This window comes from Dechloromonas agitata is5 (assembly GCF_000519045.1).
Taxonomy (GTDB): Bacteria; Pseudomonadota; Gammaproteobacteria; order Burkholderiales; family Rhodocyclaceae; genus Azonexus; species Azonexus agitatus.
In genome coordinates, this window is sequence record NZ_KI912532.1 from 2,305,047 (window position 1) to 2,322,147 (window position 17,101).

Below are 17,101 nucleotides of genomic sequence, written 5' to 3' on the forward strand. Positions count from 1 at the left end.
CTCGCTCGATAGTTCCGGCATGTTTGAAATCTCGTTCATTCCCGCATTCAAGGACAATTACATCTGGCTGTTGACCCGGGGCAAGCGCGCTTTCGTCGTCGACCCCGGCGACGCCGCGACCGTTCAGGCCAGGCTGGCAAGCGAGGGGTTGTGCCTCGAAGGCATCCTGATCACCCATCATCATGCCGATCATCAGGGCGGCGTCGCCGAGCTGGCGGCAGGCTGGCCGGTCCGGGTCTATGCGCCGGGCAACGAGTCTATCACAGGCTGCACCGACCCCTTGTCGGGGGGGGAGTGCATCGACGTTCTCGGGGCGTCGATGTGGGTCATGGCGGTTCCCGGCCACACACGCGGCCATCTGGCCTATTACGCCGAGGGCGCTCTTTTCTGTGGCGATACGGTGTTCGGAGCCGGCTGTGGTCGCCTGTTCGAGGGCACGCCGGAACAGATGACGGCCTCGCTCGACCGCATCGCAGCCTTGCCGGATACGACGCGCCTCTACTGCGCCCACGAATACACGGAAATGAACCTGCGCTTTGCCGTTGCGGTCGAGCCGGCCAATGCAGCGCTGCAGGAGCGGGTTGCCCGGGTGGCGGCCCTGCGGGCGGTTGGCAAGGCCAGCGTGCCGTCGACGCTGGCTGAGGAAAAGGCGACCAATCCCTTCCTGCGCTGCGGCGAACCGGCGGTGATCGATGCGGCGCTGCGTCAGGGGGCGGCCGGTCGCGACAAGGTGGCAGTCTTTGCCGCGATGCGCGGCTGGCGCAACACCTTCTAGTTTTTGCGCTGGCGGATGCGCGTGCCGACGCGCGCCAGGGTGTCCAGGACGCGGGCGGCGTTGAAGGGCTTGATGATGAAGCCGCTGGCACCGTTCTGGATCGATTCCTGAACCGTCGCCGGGTCGGAATTGCCGGTCACCATGACAACCTCGATTTCGGGCTGTGTGGCCTTGATCTCGCACAGCGCCTCGATGCCGTTCTTCTCCGGCATCACCACATCCAGACAGACGATGTCCGGTTTCAGCCGTTCGGCGATATCGACAGCCAGCACGCCGTTGCTGGCCTCCCCGATCACGTCGTATTCCTCGCCGCGCAGCATGGCGCGCAGGACGCCGCGCATCATGTCGTTATCGTCGGCAATGACGACTGAAATCCGTTGCTTAGCCATGGGGGTTCAGGTGGCGTCGAAACGGCAGACGCGGTCGCGTCCTTCCTGCTTGGCGCGGTAAAGGGCCTTGTCGGCTGCGGCAATCAGGTCGTCCGGCGGGTTGTCGAAACCAGGGGCGGCCGAGGCGATGCCGATACTCAGGGTGACATGACCGAAGGGTGACGAGTCGTGTGTGATGTTCAGTTCGCGGATGCCATGCCGGATTTTCTCGGCCACCATCAGTGCGCCACCGATCGAAGTTTCGGCCAGGACGACAGCGAACTCTTCGCCGCCGAAGCGGGCCACGGTGTCCGACGGGCGCTCCGAGTGGCGGCTGATGGACCTGGCTACCTGGCGCAAGCACTCGTCGCCGGCCAGGTGGCCATAGGTGTCGTTGTACAACTTGAAGTAGTCGACATCGCACATCAGCAGGGCCACCGGGTTGGAGTGCCGGCGGGCGCGGCGCCACTCGAGCGAGAGGGCTTCGTCGAAATAGCGGCGATTGGCGATGCCGGTCAGGCCGTCACTGGACGAGATACGGATCAGTTCCTGATTGGCGGCGTCGAGCTTGCGGGTCAGCGAAACCAGCGAGGCGCGCATCAGGACCAGGCGTTGCATGGCGCGGATCTTGGCGCCAAGGACGATCTCACTGATCGGCTTGAGCAGGTAATCGTCGCCGCCAGCGGCGATGCCCTTTTCGATGTCGTCGTCCTTGCCGAGCGAGGAGAGGAAGATGATCGGCGTCCAGTCGCCGCCTTTCTCCATGGCGCGCACCTGGCGGGCGACAGCCAGGCCGTCCATGCCGGGCAGGACGATGTCGAGCAGGATCAGGTCGGGGCGGTTCTGTTCGTAGAGCTGCAGCGCCGTTTCGCCACTTTCGGCACAGAGGGCGGTGGCCCCGAACTGTTCGACGTATTGCCGGAGTACGGCGAGGTTGGCGCGACTGTCTTCGACGATGAGTATTTTCATGGCGCTGCCGTGCAAGCAATCGGTGCAGTCTAGCGGCAATATTGTTTGAAGAAAACCAGCGCACCAACGGCGATGCCGACTGCGACGGCTCCCCAGATGATGCCCCAGAGCAGCGACTGACTCGCCTCGCGATGCGCGGCGCGTTGCCGGTATTCGACAAAACGCTGGAATTCGCCCAGCGTCAGCACGGCGGTAAAGCCAAAGAAGATCATGCCGCAGAACATTGCGATGATCGTGCCGTTACTCAATTCACGGCACGAGTTTCCGGCTTGCCGCAGGAAGACCAGGACGGCGTCGGTACGGAAGGCATACGTCGCCAGCAGATAGGCCAGCCCGGCAAAGGCGCTGACCAGGCCAATGCCCAGCCAGGTCTGCCATTGCTTCAATTGTTCCAGCAAGGCGCTTATTTCATCGATCAACCACTTCATATCGTTGTGCTTAGATTGGGATTTGTTGCTGTTATGTTAGATTTGAGGAATCCGGAGCAAGAAGGGCAGAATATCATGGGGCAGCAAGGGTCCAGCCATTCCGTCGCAACCTCGCGACTTTCGACCATCGTCAAATCCCCGCGCAGCCGGAAGTTCGGCAAGTGGTTCGCCATTTTCCTGCTGCTCTTCACCGTCTTCGGCTTTTTTGCCGCGCCCCCCCTCGCCAAGTCCATCTTGCTCAGGCAACTGTCGCAACAGCTGCACCGCGAGGTGAGCATCGAGCAGATTGCAATCAACCCCTACGCCCTGTCGGCCCGCGTCAATGGCCTGTCGATCAAGGCCGAGGGCGGCAAGGAAGTGGCCGGCTTCGACGAGCTGTTCGTCAACCTGTCTTCCGCCTCGATCTTCAAGCTGGCTGCCGTTGTTGACGAAATCCGCTTGCAAGGGTTGCGTGTCGCCGTGGCACGGGTAGCGGAGGGACGCTACGACATCTCCGACCTGCTCGATGAATGGATGAAGCCGAAGGATGAGCCGGATAACGGCACGCCGCGCTTCTCACTGAACAACATCCAGGTGCTCAACGGCAAGATCGTCTTCGACGACCAGCCGAAGGGCAAGGTGCATACGATCAGTGACCTCAACCTGACCGTGCCGTTCATCTCCAGCCTGCCCTATCAGGCCGAGGTGCTGGTCAGTCCGTCGTTCTCGGCCAACATCAATGGTTCGCAGCTGGCCCTGACCGGCGAGAGCAAGCCCTTCTCGACGACGCACGAAAGCCAGCTGAACCTCGATCTCGACCGTTTCGACCTGTCCGTCCTGCAGCCCTACCTGCCGGAATCGCTGCCGTTCCGACTGAATGCCGGCCTGCTCGATACCGAGATGAAGGCCATGTTCAAGGAAGTCTCGGACCAGGTCTATTCGGTCAGCGTGGTCGGGGCGGCGCATGTGTCCGGGCTGTCGGTCGGGGAGCCTGATCAGTCGCCGCTGCTCGACTGGAAGCGCCTCGATGTCGAGCTCGAACAGATCGACCCGATCAACCGCGTCGCCGCTGTCCGGCGCGTCGGGCTGGACGGGCTGGAGGTCAGCCTGGCGGTGAACAAGCAGGGAGAATTCAACGTTTTGCGCGTGCTCGACAAGTTGGCTGCCGCGACGCCGGCCAAGCCGGCAAAGGAAGACAAACCAGCCGAACCGGGCAAGCCGTTCGCGTGGACGCTCGGCGAGTTTGCGCTGAGCAACGGCTTGCTGCGCTGGCAGGATCAATCCAACCCGACGCCGGTAGCCGGTGAAGTGCGCAAGCTGCAGGCCCGCGTTGGCAAGGTGGATGGCAGGCTGGTTGAGCCGATCGTCATTGATGAGGTGAGTTACCAGATCGATCTGGGCGAGCGCTTCAAGGTCGAGGGGATGGCCTTCAAGGGGATCAAGGTCGATCTGCCGGGGCGGCAGGTCGATATCGCCGAGGTGAGCAATAACGGCACCCGGGCCCGCATGCTGCGTGACAAGGACGGCCGGATCGAATGGGTCAGCCCGCCGGCGCTCAAGGCGGCGCGGGCGACGAATGCCCAGCCCCCAGCCAAGGCGAAGGACGAGAAGCCGTGGGTCGGCCGTCTCGGCAAACTGGTGGTGGACGATGTCGCTTTCCGCTTCGAGGACCGCACGACGCAGCCGGTTGCCGTCCAGGAAATCGAGGGATTCAGCCTGCACGGCGAGGAGCTGACCAACGCACCAAACCAGAAGGGCAAGATCGCCCTGAAGACCAAGATCAACCAGAAGGGCAGCCTGAATGTCGATGGCAGCCTGCAGGTCGTTCCGCTCGAGGTGGCGGTCAAGGTCGAGACGCTGGCGGTGCCGCTCATGCCGCTGGAGCCCTACGTCGGCCAATTCCTGAATGTGTCGCTGCATCGCGGACTGATCTCGAACAAGGGCGAGGCGATGGCCAGGCTCGATACGGCCGGGTTGAAAGCGGGCTACAAGGGTAATTTCACGCTGGGTGACTTTCTGGCGGTGGACAAGGCGAACAGCGCCGATTTCCTGAAATGGAAGTCACTGTATTTCGGTGGCATCGATTTCCGGCTGGAGCCGATGGCGGTCAACATCGGCGAGATTGCCTTGTCGGATTTCTACTCGCGCTTGATCCTCAACAAGGATGGCCGCCTGAACGTGGCGGACATCGTCAAGCAGCCGGCCGGCAAGGCGGCCGAAGCGAAGCCGGTCGAGCCGACTGCTGCCGCAGCGGGCAGCGAGACGAAGGAAGCGGCCAGGGCGGCTCCTCCGGCTGTGGCACCCACCAAGCCGCCCCTGCCGATCAGGATCGCCAAGATCACCCTGCAGAACGGCACGGTGAATTTCTCGGATTTCTTCGTCAAGCCGAATTACACGGTCAATGTCACCCGGCTGGGCGGTCGGGTCAATGGCCTGTCGTCGGCGGCCGATACCGTCGCCGACATGGAGTTGCGTGGCAAGTACGCCAATTCGGCGCCGGTCGAGATTCTCGGCAAGCTCAACCCGCTGGCGGCCAAATCCTTCCTCGACATCAAGGCGGCGATCACCGGGGTCGACCTGACGGGTTTCTCGCCGTATTCCGGCAAGTACGCCGGTTACGCCATCGAGAAGGGCAAGCTGTCGCTGAACGTCGCCTACAAGCTGGAAAACAACCAGCTGGCGGCTGAAAACCGCTTGTTCATTGATCAGTTCACCTTCGGCGACAAGGTGGAAAGCCCGGATGCGACGACCTTGCCGGTCAACCTGGCGATTTCCCTGCTCAAGAACAACCGGGGCGAAATCGACCTCAATCTGCCGATTTCCGGTTCGTTGGATGATCCGGAATTTTCCATCGGCGGCCTGATCATCAAGGTCATCGTCAACCTCTTCGTCAAGGCGGTGACTTCACCCTTTGCGCTGCTCGGCTCGATGTTCGGCAGCGGTGAGGAGTTGTCCAATGTCGAATTCGCGGTCGGCCGAGCCAGCATCGATGCGGCGGCGACCAAGAAGCTGGAAAGCCTGGCCAAGGCGCTGGTCGAGCGCAATTCGCTGAAGCTGGAGATCACAGGCCGGGCCGATCCGGAAATCGACCGGGAAGGTCTCAAGCGCGTCGCCATCGAGCGGGCGATGAAGGCCGAGAAATTGAAGGATCTGAAGAAATCTGGCGAGGGCAAGTCGCTGGACGAGATCGAGATTGCACCGACGGAGGTCAAGACCTACCTGACCCGGGCCTACAAGGAAGCCAAGTTCCCGAAGCCACGTAACGTGATCGGTTTGCAGAAGGAATTACCGGTCGAGGAGATGGAAAAGCTGATGCTGACCAACCTGCCGGCGACCGACGACGACATCAAGGCGCTGGCCGACCGCCGGGCCGAGGTGGTGCAGGGCTGGCTGGTCGAGCAGGGCAAGGTGCCGCCCGAGCGGGTCTTCCTGTTGCCGGCGAAGGTCGAGCATGACGACAAGGGCAAGGGTAGCCGGGCCGATTTTTCCCTGAGGTAAGCAGTCGATGAGTGAAACAATGGGGCTGGCCCTGCTGGCCGGCGTGGTGGTGGTCATCCTGTTGCAGGTGGCCGTGTTGCTGCGCGGCAACCGCAGCCAGGAGCGGCAGGAGGCCGAGGTCCGCTTCCGGGCCTTGCAGGAGGCCTACGACAAGGGGTTGATGCGCCTGGAGCGGGAGTTGCGCGAGGAACTGGCCCGCGGCCGGCGGGAAGATGCCGAGGAGGCCTTCCGCGACCGCGAAGAGCGGGCGCAGTCGGCCAACCTGCTCAGCCAGGCGGTCACCACGCAGGTCGGCCAGTTCGGCACCCTGCAGGCCGAGCGGCTGGAAGCCTTCGCCCGCGAGCTGAACCGCTTTTCGCTCAGTCTCGACGAGCGATTCGAGCGCCTGAAGGTGGCCGTCGAAGGCAGGCTGGCGGCGATCCAGGCCGATAACGCCAACAAGCTGGAGGAGATGCGCAAGACGGTCGACGAGAAGCTGCATGCAACGCTGGAACAGCGTCTGGGCGAGTCGTTCAAGTTGGTCAGCGAGCGATTGGAGCAGGTGCATCGCGGCCTCGGTGAGATGCAGAGCCTGGCGGCCGGCGTCGGCGATCTGAAGCGTGTGCTGACCAACGTCAAGACGCGGGGTACCTGGGGTGAAGTACAGTTGTCGGCCTTGCTCGAACAGCTGCTGACCGCCGAACAGTTTGCCGCCAATGTGGCAACGAAACCCAATAGCGGCGAACGCGTCGATTTCGCCATCCGTTTGCCGGGCAAGGACGACGGCGCGGTGGTCTGGCTGCCGATCGATGCCAAGTTCCCGATCGAGGACTACCAGCGCCTGATTGACGCCGTGGAGCCCGCTGCGATCGAGGAAGCAGCCAAGGCCATCGAGACGCGCCTGAAGAACGAGGCGAGGAGTATCCGCGACAAATACGTCGCTCCGCCGCACACCACTGATTTCGCCGTGCTCTACCTGCCGATCGAGGGGTTGTATGCCGAGGCACTGCGCCGGCCGGGCCTGGCCGAGGCGCTGCAGCGCGACTATCGCATTACGCTGGCCGGGCCGACGACGCTGGCCGCGATGCTCAACAGCCTGCAGATGGGCTTCCGCACGCTGGCCATCGAGCAACGCTCGGCAGAGGTGTGGGCGGTGCTCGGGGCGGTGAAGACCGAGTTCGGCAAGTTCGGCGAGGCGCTGGCGCATACCAAGAAGAAGCTCGACGAGGCGAGCAACAGTATCAGCAAGGCGGAGGTCCGCACGCGGCAACTGTCGCGCAAGCTGAAGGAGGTCGAGGCGCTGCCGGCGGCTGAATCGGAACAATTGATCGGGGTGGCGGATTTCGATGGCGAAGACGAATAATCTGGAAGCGGCCTACCGCGCCACGACCTACCGGGTTTTCCTGCCCGGCGGCATCTGCGATCTGCGGGTTGGCGAGCCGAACGAAACCCTGCGTTGCTGGCTCGAAACCACGGGGGGCACGCAGTTTGCAGTGATCACCGCACACAATCCGGGCTCGGTGGTGGTCGACGACGCCAGCAACGACGAGCGCCAGGCGCAACTCGAATGCGACCTGCTGGAAGGCAACTACGAGCCCTATGCCGGCCAGAACCTGCCGGATGCCGCCGACGCGCCGGTCGAGGAAAGCTGCTTCGTGCCTGACCTTGCGCCGGAAGACGCCTGTGCCCTGGCAGCGGATTACGGGCAGAATGCGGTGATCTGCGGTGGCATTGACGCCATTCCGCAGCTGGTCTGGGTTGAAGATTACGAATCATGAAAAAAATCGGCCGTTTCGAGGTCAGGCGCGAACTGGGGCGCGGCGCACAGAGCGTCGTCTATCTGGGTTTCGACCCCCAGTTGCAGCGCGAGATCGCCATCAAGACCCTGCATTTCGCCCGTCCCGACCCGGCCCAGAATCAGTCGCTGCTGGCCGAGGCGCGGGCTGTCGGGCGCATGCGCCACCCCAGCATCGTGCCGATTTTCGAGGCGGGCGAGGAAGGCGGCGACCTGTATCTCGTCTTTGAATACGTGCCGGGCAGCAACCTGGCCGATTTCCTCAAGCAGAGCGGTGCCTTGCCGCCGGTCAAGGCCATTTCCATCCTGCGCCCGATTCTCGATGCGGTGGTGCATGCCCACGCCCAGGGCATCATCCACCGCGACCTGAAGCCGTCGAATATCCTGCTCGACGATGATGGCACGCCGCGCGTCATGGATTTCGGTATCGCCGCCCATGTCGATGGCGCGACGGAAGGTGGGGAGCAACTGACCGGTACGCCCGCCTACATGGCGCCGGAATATGTCCTGAATCGGGTGGTCAGCGAGCGTTCCGACGTTTTCTCGGCCGGTCTGATCCTGTTCGAAATGCTGCTTGGTCGCCGCGCCTTCACCGGCGACAGCCTCGCCGCCGTGCTCCAGCGCGTGGCGAGTGAAGATCTCGCGTTGCCGGAGGATGCGGGCATCGACGACCGCCTGCGTTCTGTCCTGCTCAAGGCCGTGGCGCGCGACCCGGCGCTACGCTTCCAATCGGCGGCGCAGTTCGCCGAGGCGCTGGACAATTACCTGGAACCCGAGGAGGAGGCCGACGGCGGCGGCAACAGCCAGTCGACCATCGACTTCCTGCTCCGCCGGATGCGTCACAAAAGCGATTTTCCGGCCCTCTCCGAGTCGGTCAGCGCCATCAACCGGATCGCCAACAGCGAAACGGAGAGCATTGGCAAGCTCTCCAACACCATCCTCAAGGATTTCGCGCTGACCAACAAGCTGCTCCGCCTGGTCAATTCGGCCTACTTCCGGCCGGCTGGCGGCGGCACGATCAGCACCGTATCGCGGGCGGTCGTCGTGCTCGGCTTCGAGGCGGTGCGCAACATCGCCATCACCGTCCTACTCTTCGAGCACCTGCAGAACAAGGGCAACGCCAACCAGTTGAAGGAAGATTTCCTGCGCGCCAACCTGGCCGGCGTGCTGGCCAAGGATATCGGCGCCACGGCACAGATGCGCGATCTCGAGCAATCCTTCATCTGCGCGCTGTTCCACAGCCTGGGCCGCCTGCTGTCGCAATACTATTTCCCCGAGGAATCGGATGAAATCCGCCGCGTCATGGCCCAGCGGCAGTGCAGCGAAGATCTGGCGGCCAGCCAGGTGCTCGGCATCTCCTTCGAGGACATGGGGGTGGCCATTGCCCGCCAGTGGGGCTTCCCGGCCCTGATCGTCGGCACCATGCGCCGCCTGCCGACCGGCCCTGTCCGTAAGCCGGCACACCAGGAAGACCGCTTGCGCGTGCTGTCCGGTTTTGCCAACGAGTTGTGCGAGGTGATCGCCCAGGCCACGCCGGAAGCGCGCGAGCGGGAGCTGAAGAAAACCCTGTCCCGCTTTGCCGATGCTGTCGCCATTGGGCAGCAAGAGCTTCACCAGACGGTGCAGCGCGCCGTCGAGGAAGTGGCAGATTTTGCCCGGGTCATCCACCTGAACCTGCAACAAACCCAGTTCGGCAAGCAGATGCGCCTGTTCGCCAAGGGCGGCGCCCAGTCAGAGGCCAGCCGCGAGGACGACCTGGCCGGCGGCACGCTGCTCGGCGAGCCGGCCGGTACCGCTGGTTACGGGGATGCCACCTCGGGCGGTACGGTCGATGCCCAGGCCGTTTTGACGGCGGGTATCCAGGACATCAGCAACACGCTGGTCGATGGTTTCCGGCTCAACGACATCCTGCGCATCATTCTCGAGACGATGTACCGGGCGATGGGCTTCAAGCGTGTCGTGCTCTGCATTCGCGATGCCAAGGCCGGCGCCATGCAGGGGCGTTTCGGATTCGGGCCGGATGCCAACGAGCTGGCGCGCGCTTTCCGCTTTCCATTGAGCTTCACGCCTGACATCTTTCACGTGGCGACGTCGAAAGGCGTCGATATCCTGATCAGCGACATCGACGATCCGAAGATCGCCAGCCGCATTCCCGACTGGTACCGCAAGGCCGTCCCGGCCCATTCCTTCGTGCTCTTCCCGCTCAATATCAAAGGCAACCCGGTGGCGCTGATCTACGCCGACCGCGACGAGCCGGGCGGCATCTCGATTCCGGAAAAGGAACTCCAGCTGTTGCGTACCTTGCGCAACCAAGCGATCCTGGCGATCAAGCAGAGCAGCTGAGGCCAGGCCACAGGCAGGGGGGCTGCCCCAGAAACGACAATGCCCGCTGTGGCGCGGGCATTGTGACGATGCATCGGAGCAGGCTTACCAGAGCTTCCACCAGGCCGTCTTGCGCTCCAGGCCGTCCTTGTAGAAACGGCTGTTCGGGAAGTTCTTCTTCATCACCCGGTCGGCATCATCGCGCAACTCGGGCATGCCCATCTTGTCGTAGGCCGTGACCAGGATGAACATGGCCTCCTCGATCGCCGGCGCCTGCGGGTAGGTCTTGATTGCCTGCTGGGCGCGGTTGGCGGCAGCAATGTAGGCGCCGCGCTTGACGTAGTAGCGGGCAACGTGAACTTCCAGCGAGGCCATGGCATTGACCAGGTAGTTCATGCGCAGCGTGGCGTCCGGCGTGTATTTGCTGTTCGGGAAGCGGGCGACCAGTTCCTTGAAGGCTTCAAAGGATTCGCGGGCTGCCTTCGGGTCGCGCTCGGTCGGGTCCTGCGAACTGATGTAGGCAGTCAGGCCGAGATCTTCGTTGAAGTTGATCAGGCCCTTCAGGTAATAGACGTAGTCAACCGCCGGGTGGCTCGGATGCAGCTTGATGAAACGGTCGCACGCGGCGAGGGCGGAACCCGGTTCATTGCCCTTCCAGTACACGTAGCCCAGTTCGAGTTGCGCCTGCTGGGCGTAACGACCGTAGGGGAAACGCGCTTCCAGTTTTTCCAGGAACTTGGCGGCCTTTTCCCAGGAACCTTCGCTTTGTGCATCCTTGGCTTCCGAATACAGCTTGCCGGCCGACCAGCCAGCCGTTTCGTCGTAGGTGCCGGTCGTGCCGCAACCGGCGACGACGGCGGCGACGAAGAGTGCCAGCAGTACGCGGAAGAGGGCGGGGAAAGACGGGAATGCGGGTAAACTGCGCATTATGAACGATCCATTTGAAGATGCCGGCGATTATAGCCGAACTGAACCACTCCGCCTGAGCGTACCCGAGGCTGCATCGGGGCGCCGCCTTGACCAGGTGCTGGCCGAACTCTTGCCGCAGCATTCCCGCAACCGCCTACAAGGCTGGGTCAAGGATGGCTGCGTGCTGGTCGATAGCGAGGTGGTGACAGAGCCGAAGCGCAAGGTGCTGGGCGGCGAAACCCTGCTCGTCAGCGAGCCGGACGACGCCCGCGAGGCCATCGACCAGCCGGAGGACATCCCGCTCGACATCGTGTACGAAGACGAAACGCTGCTCGTCATCAACAAGCCGGCCGGGCTGGTCGTCCATCCCGGCAGCGGTAACTGGAGCGGCACGCTGATGAATGCCGTGCTTCACCATGTACCGGGTATCGAGCAGATTCCACGGGCCGGCATCGTGCACCGCCTGGACAAGGACACAAGTGGCTTGATGGTTGTCGCCAAGACGCTTGAAGCGCAGACCGACCTGATCCGCCAGTTACAGGCGCGTAGTGTCAAGCGGGTATATCTGGCGCTGGCCAATGGCGTGATGAAAAAGGATGGGGGGGTCGATTCGCCGATCGGGCGGCATCCGACGCAGCGCATCAAGATGGCGGTGGTGCCGGAGAGCCGGGGCGGCAAGCCGGCGCTGACCTGGTTCCGCATCCTCGAGAACTTCCCGCACTGCACCTTCATCGAATGCACACTGGAAACTGGACGGACGCACCAGATCCGTGTCCATCTGGCATCCATCAACCATCCGCTGGTCGGCGATCCGGTCTACGGCAAGAAACATCCGCAACTGCCGGCGTTTCCGCGCCAGGCGCTGCACGCCACCCGCCTCGGGCTGGTACACCCGGTGAGTGGCCTCAAGATGCAATGGGAAGTGCCCATGCCGCAGGACATGCGTGACCTGCTCGACGCCCTGCGCTATGGCTGATTGCCGGGAGCCCGACTGGCCGGCACCGCCCGGGGTGCGCGCGCTGCAGACACTGCGCACGGGCGGTTGCAGCCCGGCGCCCTGGGCCAGCTTCAACCTGGGCGACCATGTCGGCGACGCGCCGGCCCGGGTTACCGCCAACCGGGCCGAACTGCGTCGGCAACTGCCCAGCGAGCCGCTGTGGTTGACCCAAGTGCATGGCACGACGGTGGTTGATGCCGCTCTGGCGCCACAAGGTGCCAGCGCCGACGCCAGCTTTTCCCGCTTGCCAGGCCAGGTGTGTGCCGTGATGACCGCCGATTGTCTGCCGGTGTTGTTCTGCGACCGGGCGGGCACCGTCGTCGCTGCCGCCCATGCCGGTTGGCGCGGGCTGCTCGATGGCGTACTCGAAAACACCATCGTGGCCCTGCAGGTCGCGCCGGGCGAGTTGCTGGCCTGGCTTGGACCGGCTATCGGCCCCGCGTGCTTTGAAGTTGGCAATGAAGTGAGGGCGGCATTCGTCGCCCGCGATGCCGAGGCTGCCGGCTGTTTTCGTCCGCATGGCAGCAAATGGCTCGCCGATATCTACGCTCTGGCGCGCCAGCGCCTGCAGCAGGCCGGGGTGACCGCGATCAGCGGTGGCGGGGCATGCACCGTCAGCGATGCCGAGCGTTATTTTTCCTACCGCCGCGATGGCGTGACCGGACGCATGGCGACGCTGATCTGGCTGGAAGCGCCGGGCAACTGAAATTGTCCCGGCAAGCAAAAGGGCTGCGTCATGCGCAGCCCTTTTGCTTTGGCCCAGGCCGTACTTCTTAAACCGCCCAGGCGTCGGCCTGCACGGTTGATTCCTGGCGCCAGGCGGCGCGTGCCGCGTTGTTGGCAATCCAGTTCGGCAGGAAGGTGTAGGCTTCGTCAAGCAGGTGCGGCGTATGGCGGCCCGGCGAGTAGCGCTGGGCACGGTCATAGTACTCGCGCAATGCCGGTCGGAAGTTCGGGTGGGCGCAATTCTCGATGACCGCCTTGGCCCGCTGCTTGGGCGACAGGCCGCGCAGGTCGGCCAGCCCCTGCTCGGTGACGATGACCTGGACATCGTGTTCGGTGTGGTCGACGTGCGACACCATGGGCACGATGCAGGAGATGCTGCCACCCTTGGCCGAGGAGGGGGTCATGAAGATCGAGATGAAGGCATTGCGCGCGAAATCGCCGGAGCCGCCGATGCCGTTCATGATCGAGGTACCCATGATGTGCGTCGAATTGACGTTGCCATAGATGTCGGCCTCGATCAGGCCGTTCATGGCGATGACGCCGAGGCGGCGGATGACTTCCGGGTGGTTCGAGATTTCCTGTGGGCGCAGGATGATCGAATCCTTGAAGCGCGGCAGGTCGGCGTTCAGTTCGGCCAGCGCAGCCGGGCTGAGCGAGAAGGAGGTGGCCGAGGCGCAGGTCAGTTTGCCCGACTTGATCAACTCCAGCATGCCGTCCTGCAGCACCTCGGTGTAGGCCGTCAGGTTCTCGAAGGGGCCGGACTGCAGCCCGGCCATCACGGCATTGGCGACGTTGCCGACGCCGGATTGCAGCGGCAACAGGTTGGCCGGCAGACGGCCCATCTTCACTTCATGCTGCAGGAACTCCAGTATGTGGCCGGCGATGCGCTGCGAATTCTGGTCAGGTGGTGTGAAAGCCGAATTGCGGTCGGCCTTGTCGGTCTCGATGACGGCGATGACCTTGTTCGGGTCGATGGTGTAGTACGGATCGCCGATGCGGTCGTCGGCCTTGACGATGGGGATCGGCTTGCGATGCGGTGGCAGCGCAGTGCCGTAGTAGATGTCGTGCATGCCTTCGAGGTGCGGGTTCTGCCAGCTATTCACCTCGAGAATGATCTTGTCGGCCTGATCCAGCCAGGTCTTGTTGTTGCCAACCGACGATGACGGAATCAGCCGGCCGTCTTCCAGGATGCCGGCCACTTCGACGACGGCGACGTCGAGCTTGCCGAGGAAGCCACCCCAGACGAATTGCGCGACGTGCGACAGATGGATGTCGATGTACTCCATCTCGCCGGCGTTGATGCGCTTGCGGCAGGTCGGGTCGGACTGGTAGGGCAGGCGCATCTCGATGCCATCGACCATGGCCAGCGCACCGTCGAGTTCTGGCGCGGTCGAGGCGCCGGTCCACACGCCGATCTTGAATTTGTTGCCGTGCAGGTTGGCATCGAGGATGCGCTTGGCCAGCGCGGTCGGCAGTTCCTTGGGATAGCCGGCGCCGGTGAAACCGCTCATGCCGACGTTGGCACCGGACGGGATGAGGAGGGCGGCCTCGGCGGCCGACATGACTTTGCTGCGCAGGTGGGGGTTGAGGATGCGGTTGGCACCGTCCATGGTCGAAAGCTCCGGGTCAGGTTGTTGATCGACAGCAGACTCCGCGGATGGCTGGACGCCCAATGTTTTACGCCGGGCCGGTCGACCGGCCGCTGTGGCAAGCCCAGAAAAAGAGCCCGCACGAGGCGGGCTCAAATCCGGGAGCAGCGCATGAAGCCCCGGGAGAGAGACAACTGTAGCAAGCGCGAAATTCGTCGACGAACGAGAACTTGTTAAGCGATGCGTAAGAAAAACTGATGTGTTACTTGCTGTCGGCGGCCGGTACCGGGGTGGCAGCCGAAGGCTCCGTGGTGGTAGCTGGCGGCGCCTCGACAGCCGGTGCCGGCGGCGGATTGTCGGTGGTGTTCAACGATGGGGTGCTGGCCGGCGGTGGCAGGATGACGGCCGGTTCTTCCTTCTTGCCGCAGGCAGAAACAGCAAGGGTGATCAGGGTCAGGGCGATCAGCGATTTTTTCATGGACTTTCCTCTGGGCGATGGGGGCGCTTTCCGTAGCGCAGGCCGTCACGATAGGGCTCGCCTTGCCCGCCGGCAAACGAGGCTTTATGATCCGACGAATTAGAAATTCTTAATTATTGTCATGGCCTATCGCCTGCCGCCGCTCGGCTCCTTGCGCGCCTTCGAAGCCGCCGCCCGGCACCTGAGTTTCAAGCTCGCCGCCGAGGAGTTGCACGTCACCCCAGCGGCCATCAGCCAGCAGATCAAGGGGCTGGAGGACTATCTCGGCGTTCGCCTGTTTGTGCGCCTGACCCGGGCGCTGGCCATCACGCCGCAGGGCGAGGCGATGCTGCCTGGCATCCGGGCCGGTTTCGACTGCCTGGCCGAGGCGGTCGGCAGCGTCCATGCCGATGCTGCGGGCGGGCTCAATGTGACGGCGCCACCTTCCTTCGCAACGCGCTGGCTGGTGCCACGCCTGCCCGATTTCGCCGCTGCCCATCCGGATATCCGCCTGCGCCTGTCGAGCAGCAGCGACAGCGTCGATCGTCGTGGCCGAGGGCGGCGTGTGGAGAACGATGCCTCCGACCCGCGGGCGGTGGATAGCGACTTGTCCATCCGTTACGGCACCGGGCACTACCCGGGCTGTGTCGTCGAGCGCCTGCTGGCCCCGGACTGGGTGCCGGTGTGCAGCCCCCGCCTGCCAACGGAAGGGAGACCCTTGCGCACGCCTTCGGATCTTGCCCGGCATGTCCTGATCCACGACGAAACGATCGATACCGAAGGGCGCCAGCCGGGCTGGCGGGAATGGCTGGCGGCAGCGGGTGTCGGCGGCATCGACAGCGAACGCGGCCCGCGTTTCGGCAACGCGGTGCTGGCCGTGGAAGCAGCGCTCGACGGACAGGGGGTCGCCCTGGCATTGCGCCCGCTGGTCGAGGCCGATCTGGCAGCAGGGCGCCTGATCGTTCCCTTCGACATCGCGGTGCCGTCGCCATTTGCCTATTTTCTGGTCATGCGCCCCGCCGTCGCCGCCCGGTCACCCGTCGTCGCCTTCCGCAACTGGCTGCTGGCGCAGACGGGTTGCGCCGACGGCGTATAATCCGCGCCTTCATCCAAGCAAGAGCAATTCGTGAGCACTTTTTCGTGGATCATCGCCGTGTCGCTGGCGGGTGGCGCCCTGAGCGTCGTGGCGGCCGCCGCCCTGAGCCTCTCGGTGGGCGCCCATCGGGTCAATATCCTGATCTCCTACGCCATCGGTGCGCTGCTCGGTGCTGCCTTCCTGGAAATCCTGCCGCACGCGCTGGAGCATGGCGATCCACACAAGATGGCGGGAACCGTGCTGTTCGGTATCCTGGTTTTCTTCGTGCTCGAAAAGCTGGTTCTCTGGCGCCATTGTCACCACGATCATTGTGAGGCGCATGATGCCCGGGCGCCGGCCCACGACCATGGTCGCTCGGGGCTCCTGATCCTGGTTGGCGACACTTTTCACAACTTCGTGGACGGTATCCTGATTGCTGCGGCCTTCCTCGAAAACACCGAGCTTGGCATCGTCACTGCGCTCGCCATCATCGCCCACGAGATTCCGCAGGAAGTCGGTGATTACCTGATCCTGCTGCATTCCGGCTACAGCAAGGCCAAGGCACTGGCTTTCAATCTGCTGTCCAGCGTGGCGACGCTGATCGGTGCCACGCTGGCCTATTTCGCCCTGTCGGAACTGACGGAATGGATTCCTTCGCTGCTCGGCCTGGCCGCAGCCAGCATGATCTACGTTGCGGTTGCCGACCTGATACCCGGCCTGCACAAGCGCACCGAACTCAAGGCGACCCTGCAGCAGGTCATGCTGATCGGTCTGGGGATTGCCTCCATCGCCATCGTTCAGGCCTTGGTCGGCGAGTGATTGGGCCGGGCGCGGCATTCCTGCCGCCCCATCGGCTCAGGTTTCCGTGTCCTGGCGGTTCCTTTCCGCCATCATTTCCTTGAAGCGCCGCCGCTCGCGGCGAACGCGCGATCCGGCGAAGTACAACAGCAGTCCGCAGGGCAGTGCGCCATAGAAAAGGAAGGAAACGATTCCGGATATGACGGTCGGCTCGTTGGCGGCAACCAGAATGGTGACGTAAAGCCAGCCGATGACGATGATCAGCGTGAGCGACATGGCACCCCGCAAGAGTTTGGAAGGGCAATTATTTCAATAATTTGCACGTTTGTAACAATGTACGCCGAGGGGCTTTCCTCAACGCCTAATTATGCATCCAAATCCATTGACAGCCCCGAAAAGGGTATGGAGAATCGGAACGCTATAGCCCCGACAACAAC

16 protein-coding genes are annotated in these 17,101 nt (G+C 63.5%); 9 read left to right on the plus strand and 7 right to left on the minus strand.

Translation table 11 applies throughout. The annotated features are described in order from the left end of the window. Positions 1–19 precede the first annotated feature (19 nt). A complete protein-coding gene (gloB, locus tag K420_RS0111225; protein ID WP_027458150.1) occupies positions 20–775 on the plus strand; it encodes a hydroxyacylglutathione hydrolase in 756 nt (251 codons plus the stop codon). On the opposite strand, the gene K420_RS0111230 is transcribed toward gloB, so the two are convergent. From K420_RS0111230 to K420_RS20720, 3 genes are read right to left on the minus strand one after another with little or no spacing between them, the layout of a single operon-like run. Then, complete coding sequence (locus K420_RS0111230; protein ID WP_027458151.1) at positions 772–1,164, minus strand: response regulator; 393 nt, start codon at positions 1,162–1,164, stop codon at positions 772–774. The two genes, gloB and K420_RS0111230, sit on opposite strands and share 4 nt — an antisense overlap. Positions 1,165–1,170: 6 nt before the next feature. Further along, positions 1,171–2,112, minus strand: coding sequence for a GGDEF domain-containing response regulator (locus tag K420_RS0111235; protein ID WP_027458152.1), 942 nt, complete (start codon positions 2,110–2,112; stop codon positions 1,171–1,173). A 29-nt stretch (positions 2,113–2,141) separates the two neighbouring features. Next, entirely contained in the window at positions 2,142–2,540 is a 399-nt protein-coding gene (locus tag K420_RS20720) for a hypothetical protein (protein WP_027458153.1), read from the minus strand. Positions 2,541–2,615: 75 nt separating this feature from the next. Between K420_RS20720 and K420_RS18800 the strand changes: the two genes are divergently transcribed. Genes K420_RS18800 through K420_RS0111260 form a run of 4 tightly spaced genes read left to right on the plus strand, consistent with a single transcriptional unit; the run spans position 2,616 to position 10,134 of the window. Beyond that, positions 2,616–6,017, plus strand: coding sequence for a DUF748 domain-containing protein (locus K420_RS18800; RefSeq protein ID WP_035854751.1), 3,402 nt, complete (start codon positions 2,616–2,618; stop codon positions 6,015–6,017). 7 nt (positions 6,018–6,024) lie between these two features. Then, entirely contained in the window at positions 6,025–7,359 is a 1,335-nt protein-coding gene (locus tag K420_RS0111250) for a DNA recombination protein RmuC (RefSeq protein WP_198293834.1), read from the plus strand. Next, complete coding sequence (locus K420_RS18810) at positions 7,343–7,774, plus strand: DUF3293 domain-containing protein (RefSeq protein ID WP_051453088.1); 432 nt, start codon at positions 7,343–7,345, stop codon at positions 7,772–7,774. Before K420_RS0111250 ends, K420_RS18810 begins: the two co-directional genes overlap by 17 nt. Beyond that, on the plus strand, positions 7,771–10,134 hold the full coding sequence (locus K420_RS0111260; RefSeq protein ID WP_084019634.1) for a protein kinase domain-containing protein: 2,364 nt from the start codon (positions 7,771–7,773) through the stop codon (positions 10,132–10,134). The genes K420_RS18810 and K420_RS0111260 overlap by 4 nt, the downstream gene beginning before the upstream one ends. An 84-nt stretch (positions 10,135–10,218) precedes the next feature. On the opposite strand, the gene K420_RS0111265 is transcribed toward K420_RS0111260, so the two are convergent. Next, positions 10,219–11,040: an outer membrane protein assembly factor BamD gene (locus K420_RS0111265; protein WP_051453089.1), complete on the minus strand. Its 822-nt coding sequence runs from the start codon at positions 11,038–11,040 to the stop codon at positions 10,219–10,221. A 1-nt stretch (position 11,041) separates the two neighbouring features. Between K420_RS0111265 and rluD the strand changes: the two genes are divergently transcribed. Continuing rightward, positions 11,042–11,998, plus strand: a complete 957-nt coding sequence (rluD, locus tag K420_RS0111270; protein ID WP_027458157.1) for a 23S rRNA pseudouridine(1911/1915/1917) synthase RluD — start codon at positions 11,042–11,044, stop codon at positions 11,996–11,998. Beyond that, positions 11,991–12,725: a peptidoglycan editing factor PgeF gene (gene pgeF, locus K420_RS0111275; RefSeq protein ID WP_027458158.1), complete on the plus strand. Its 735-nt coding sequence runs from the start codon at positions 11,991–11,993 to the stop codon at positions 12,723–12,725. The genes rluD and pgeF overlap by 8 nt, the downstream gene beginning before the upstream one ends. A gap of 67 nt (positions 12,726–12,792) precedes the next feature. Here the strand turns inward: pgeF and K420_RS0111280 are convergent, their stop codons facing one another. Then, entirely contained in the window at positions 12,793–14,355 is a 1,563-nt protein-coding gene (locus K420_RS0111280; protein ID WP_027458159.1) for an acetyl-CoA hydrolase/transferase family protein, read from the minus strand. A gap of 241 nt (positions 14,356–14,596) precedes the next feature. Continuing rightward, positions 14,597–14,812 carry a hypothetical protein gene (locus K420_RS0111285; RefSeq protein WP_027458160.1) on the minus strand — a complete coding sequence of 72 codons (216 nt, stop codon included), beginning with the start codon at positions 14,810–14,812 and terminating at the stop codon, positions 14,597–14,599. Positions 14,813–14,933: 121 nt separating this feature from the next. Between K420_RS0111285 and gcvA the strand changes: the two genes are divergently transcribed. Continuing rightward, on the plus strand, positions 14,934–15,887 hold the full coding sequence (gcvA, locus tag K420_RS0111290; RefSeq protein ID WP_027458161.1) for a transcriptional regulator GcvA: 954 nt from the start codon (positions 14,934–14,936) through the stop codon (positions 15,885–15,887). A gap of 30 nt (positions 15,888–15,917) precedes the next feature. Next, complete coding sequence (locus tag K420_RS0111295; RefSeq protein WP_027458162.1) at positions 15,918–16,685, plus strand: ZIP family metal transporter; 768 nt, start codon at positions 15,918–15,920, stop codon at positions 16,683–16,685. A 36-nt stretch (positions 16,686–16,721) separates the two neighbouring features. Here K420_RS0111295 and K420_RS0111300 read toward each other — a convergent pair whose 3' ends face one another. Then, positions 16,722–16,940, minus strand: a complete 219-nt coding sequence (locus tag K420_RS0111300) for a hypothetical protein (protein WP_051453090.1) — start codon at positions 16,938–16,940, stop codon at positions 16,722–16,724. Positions 16,941–17,101: the final 161 nt, after the last annotated feature.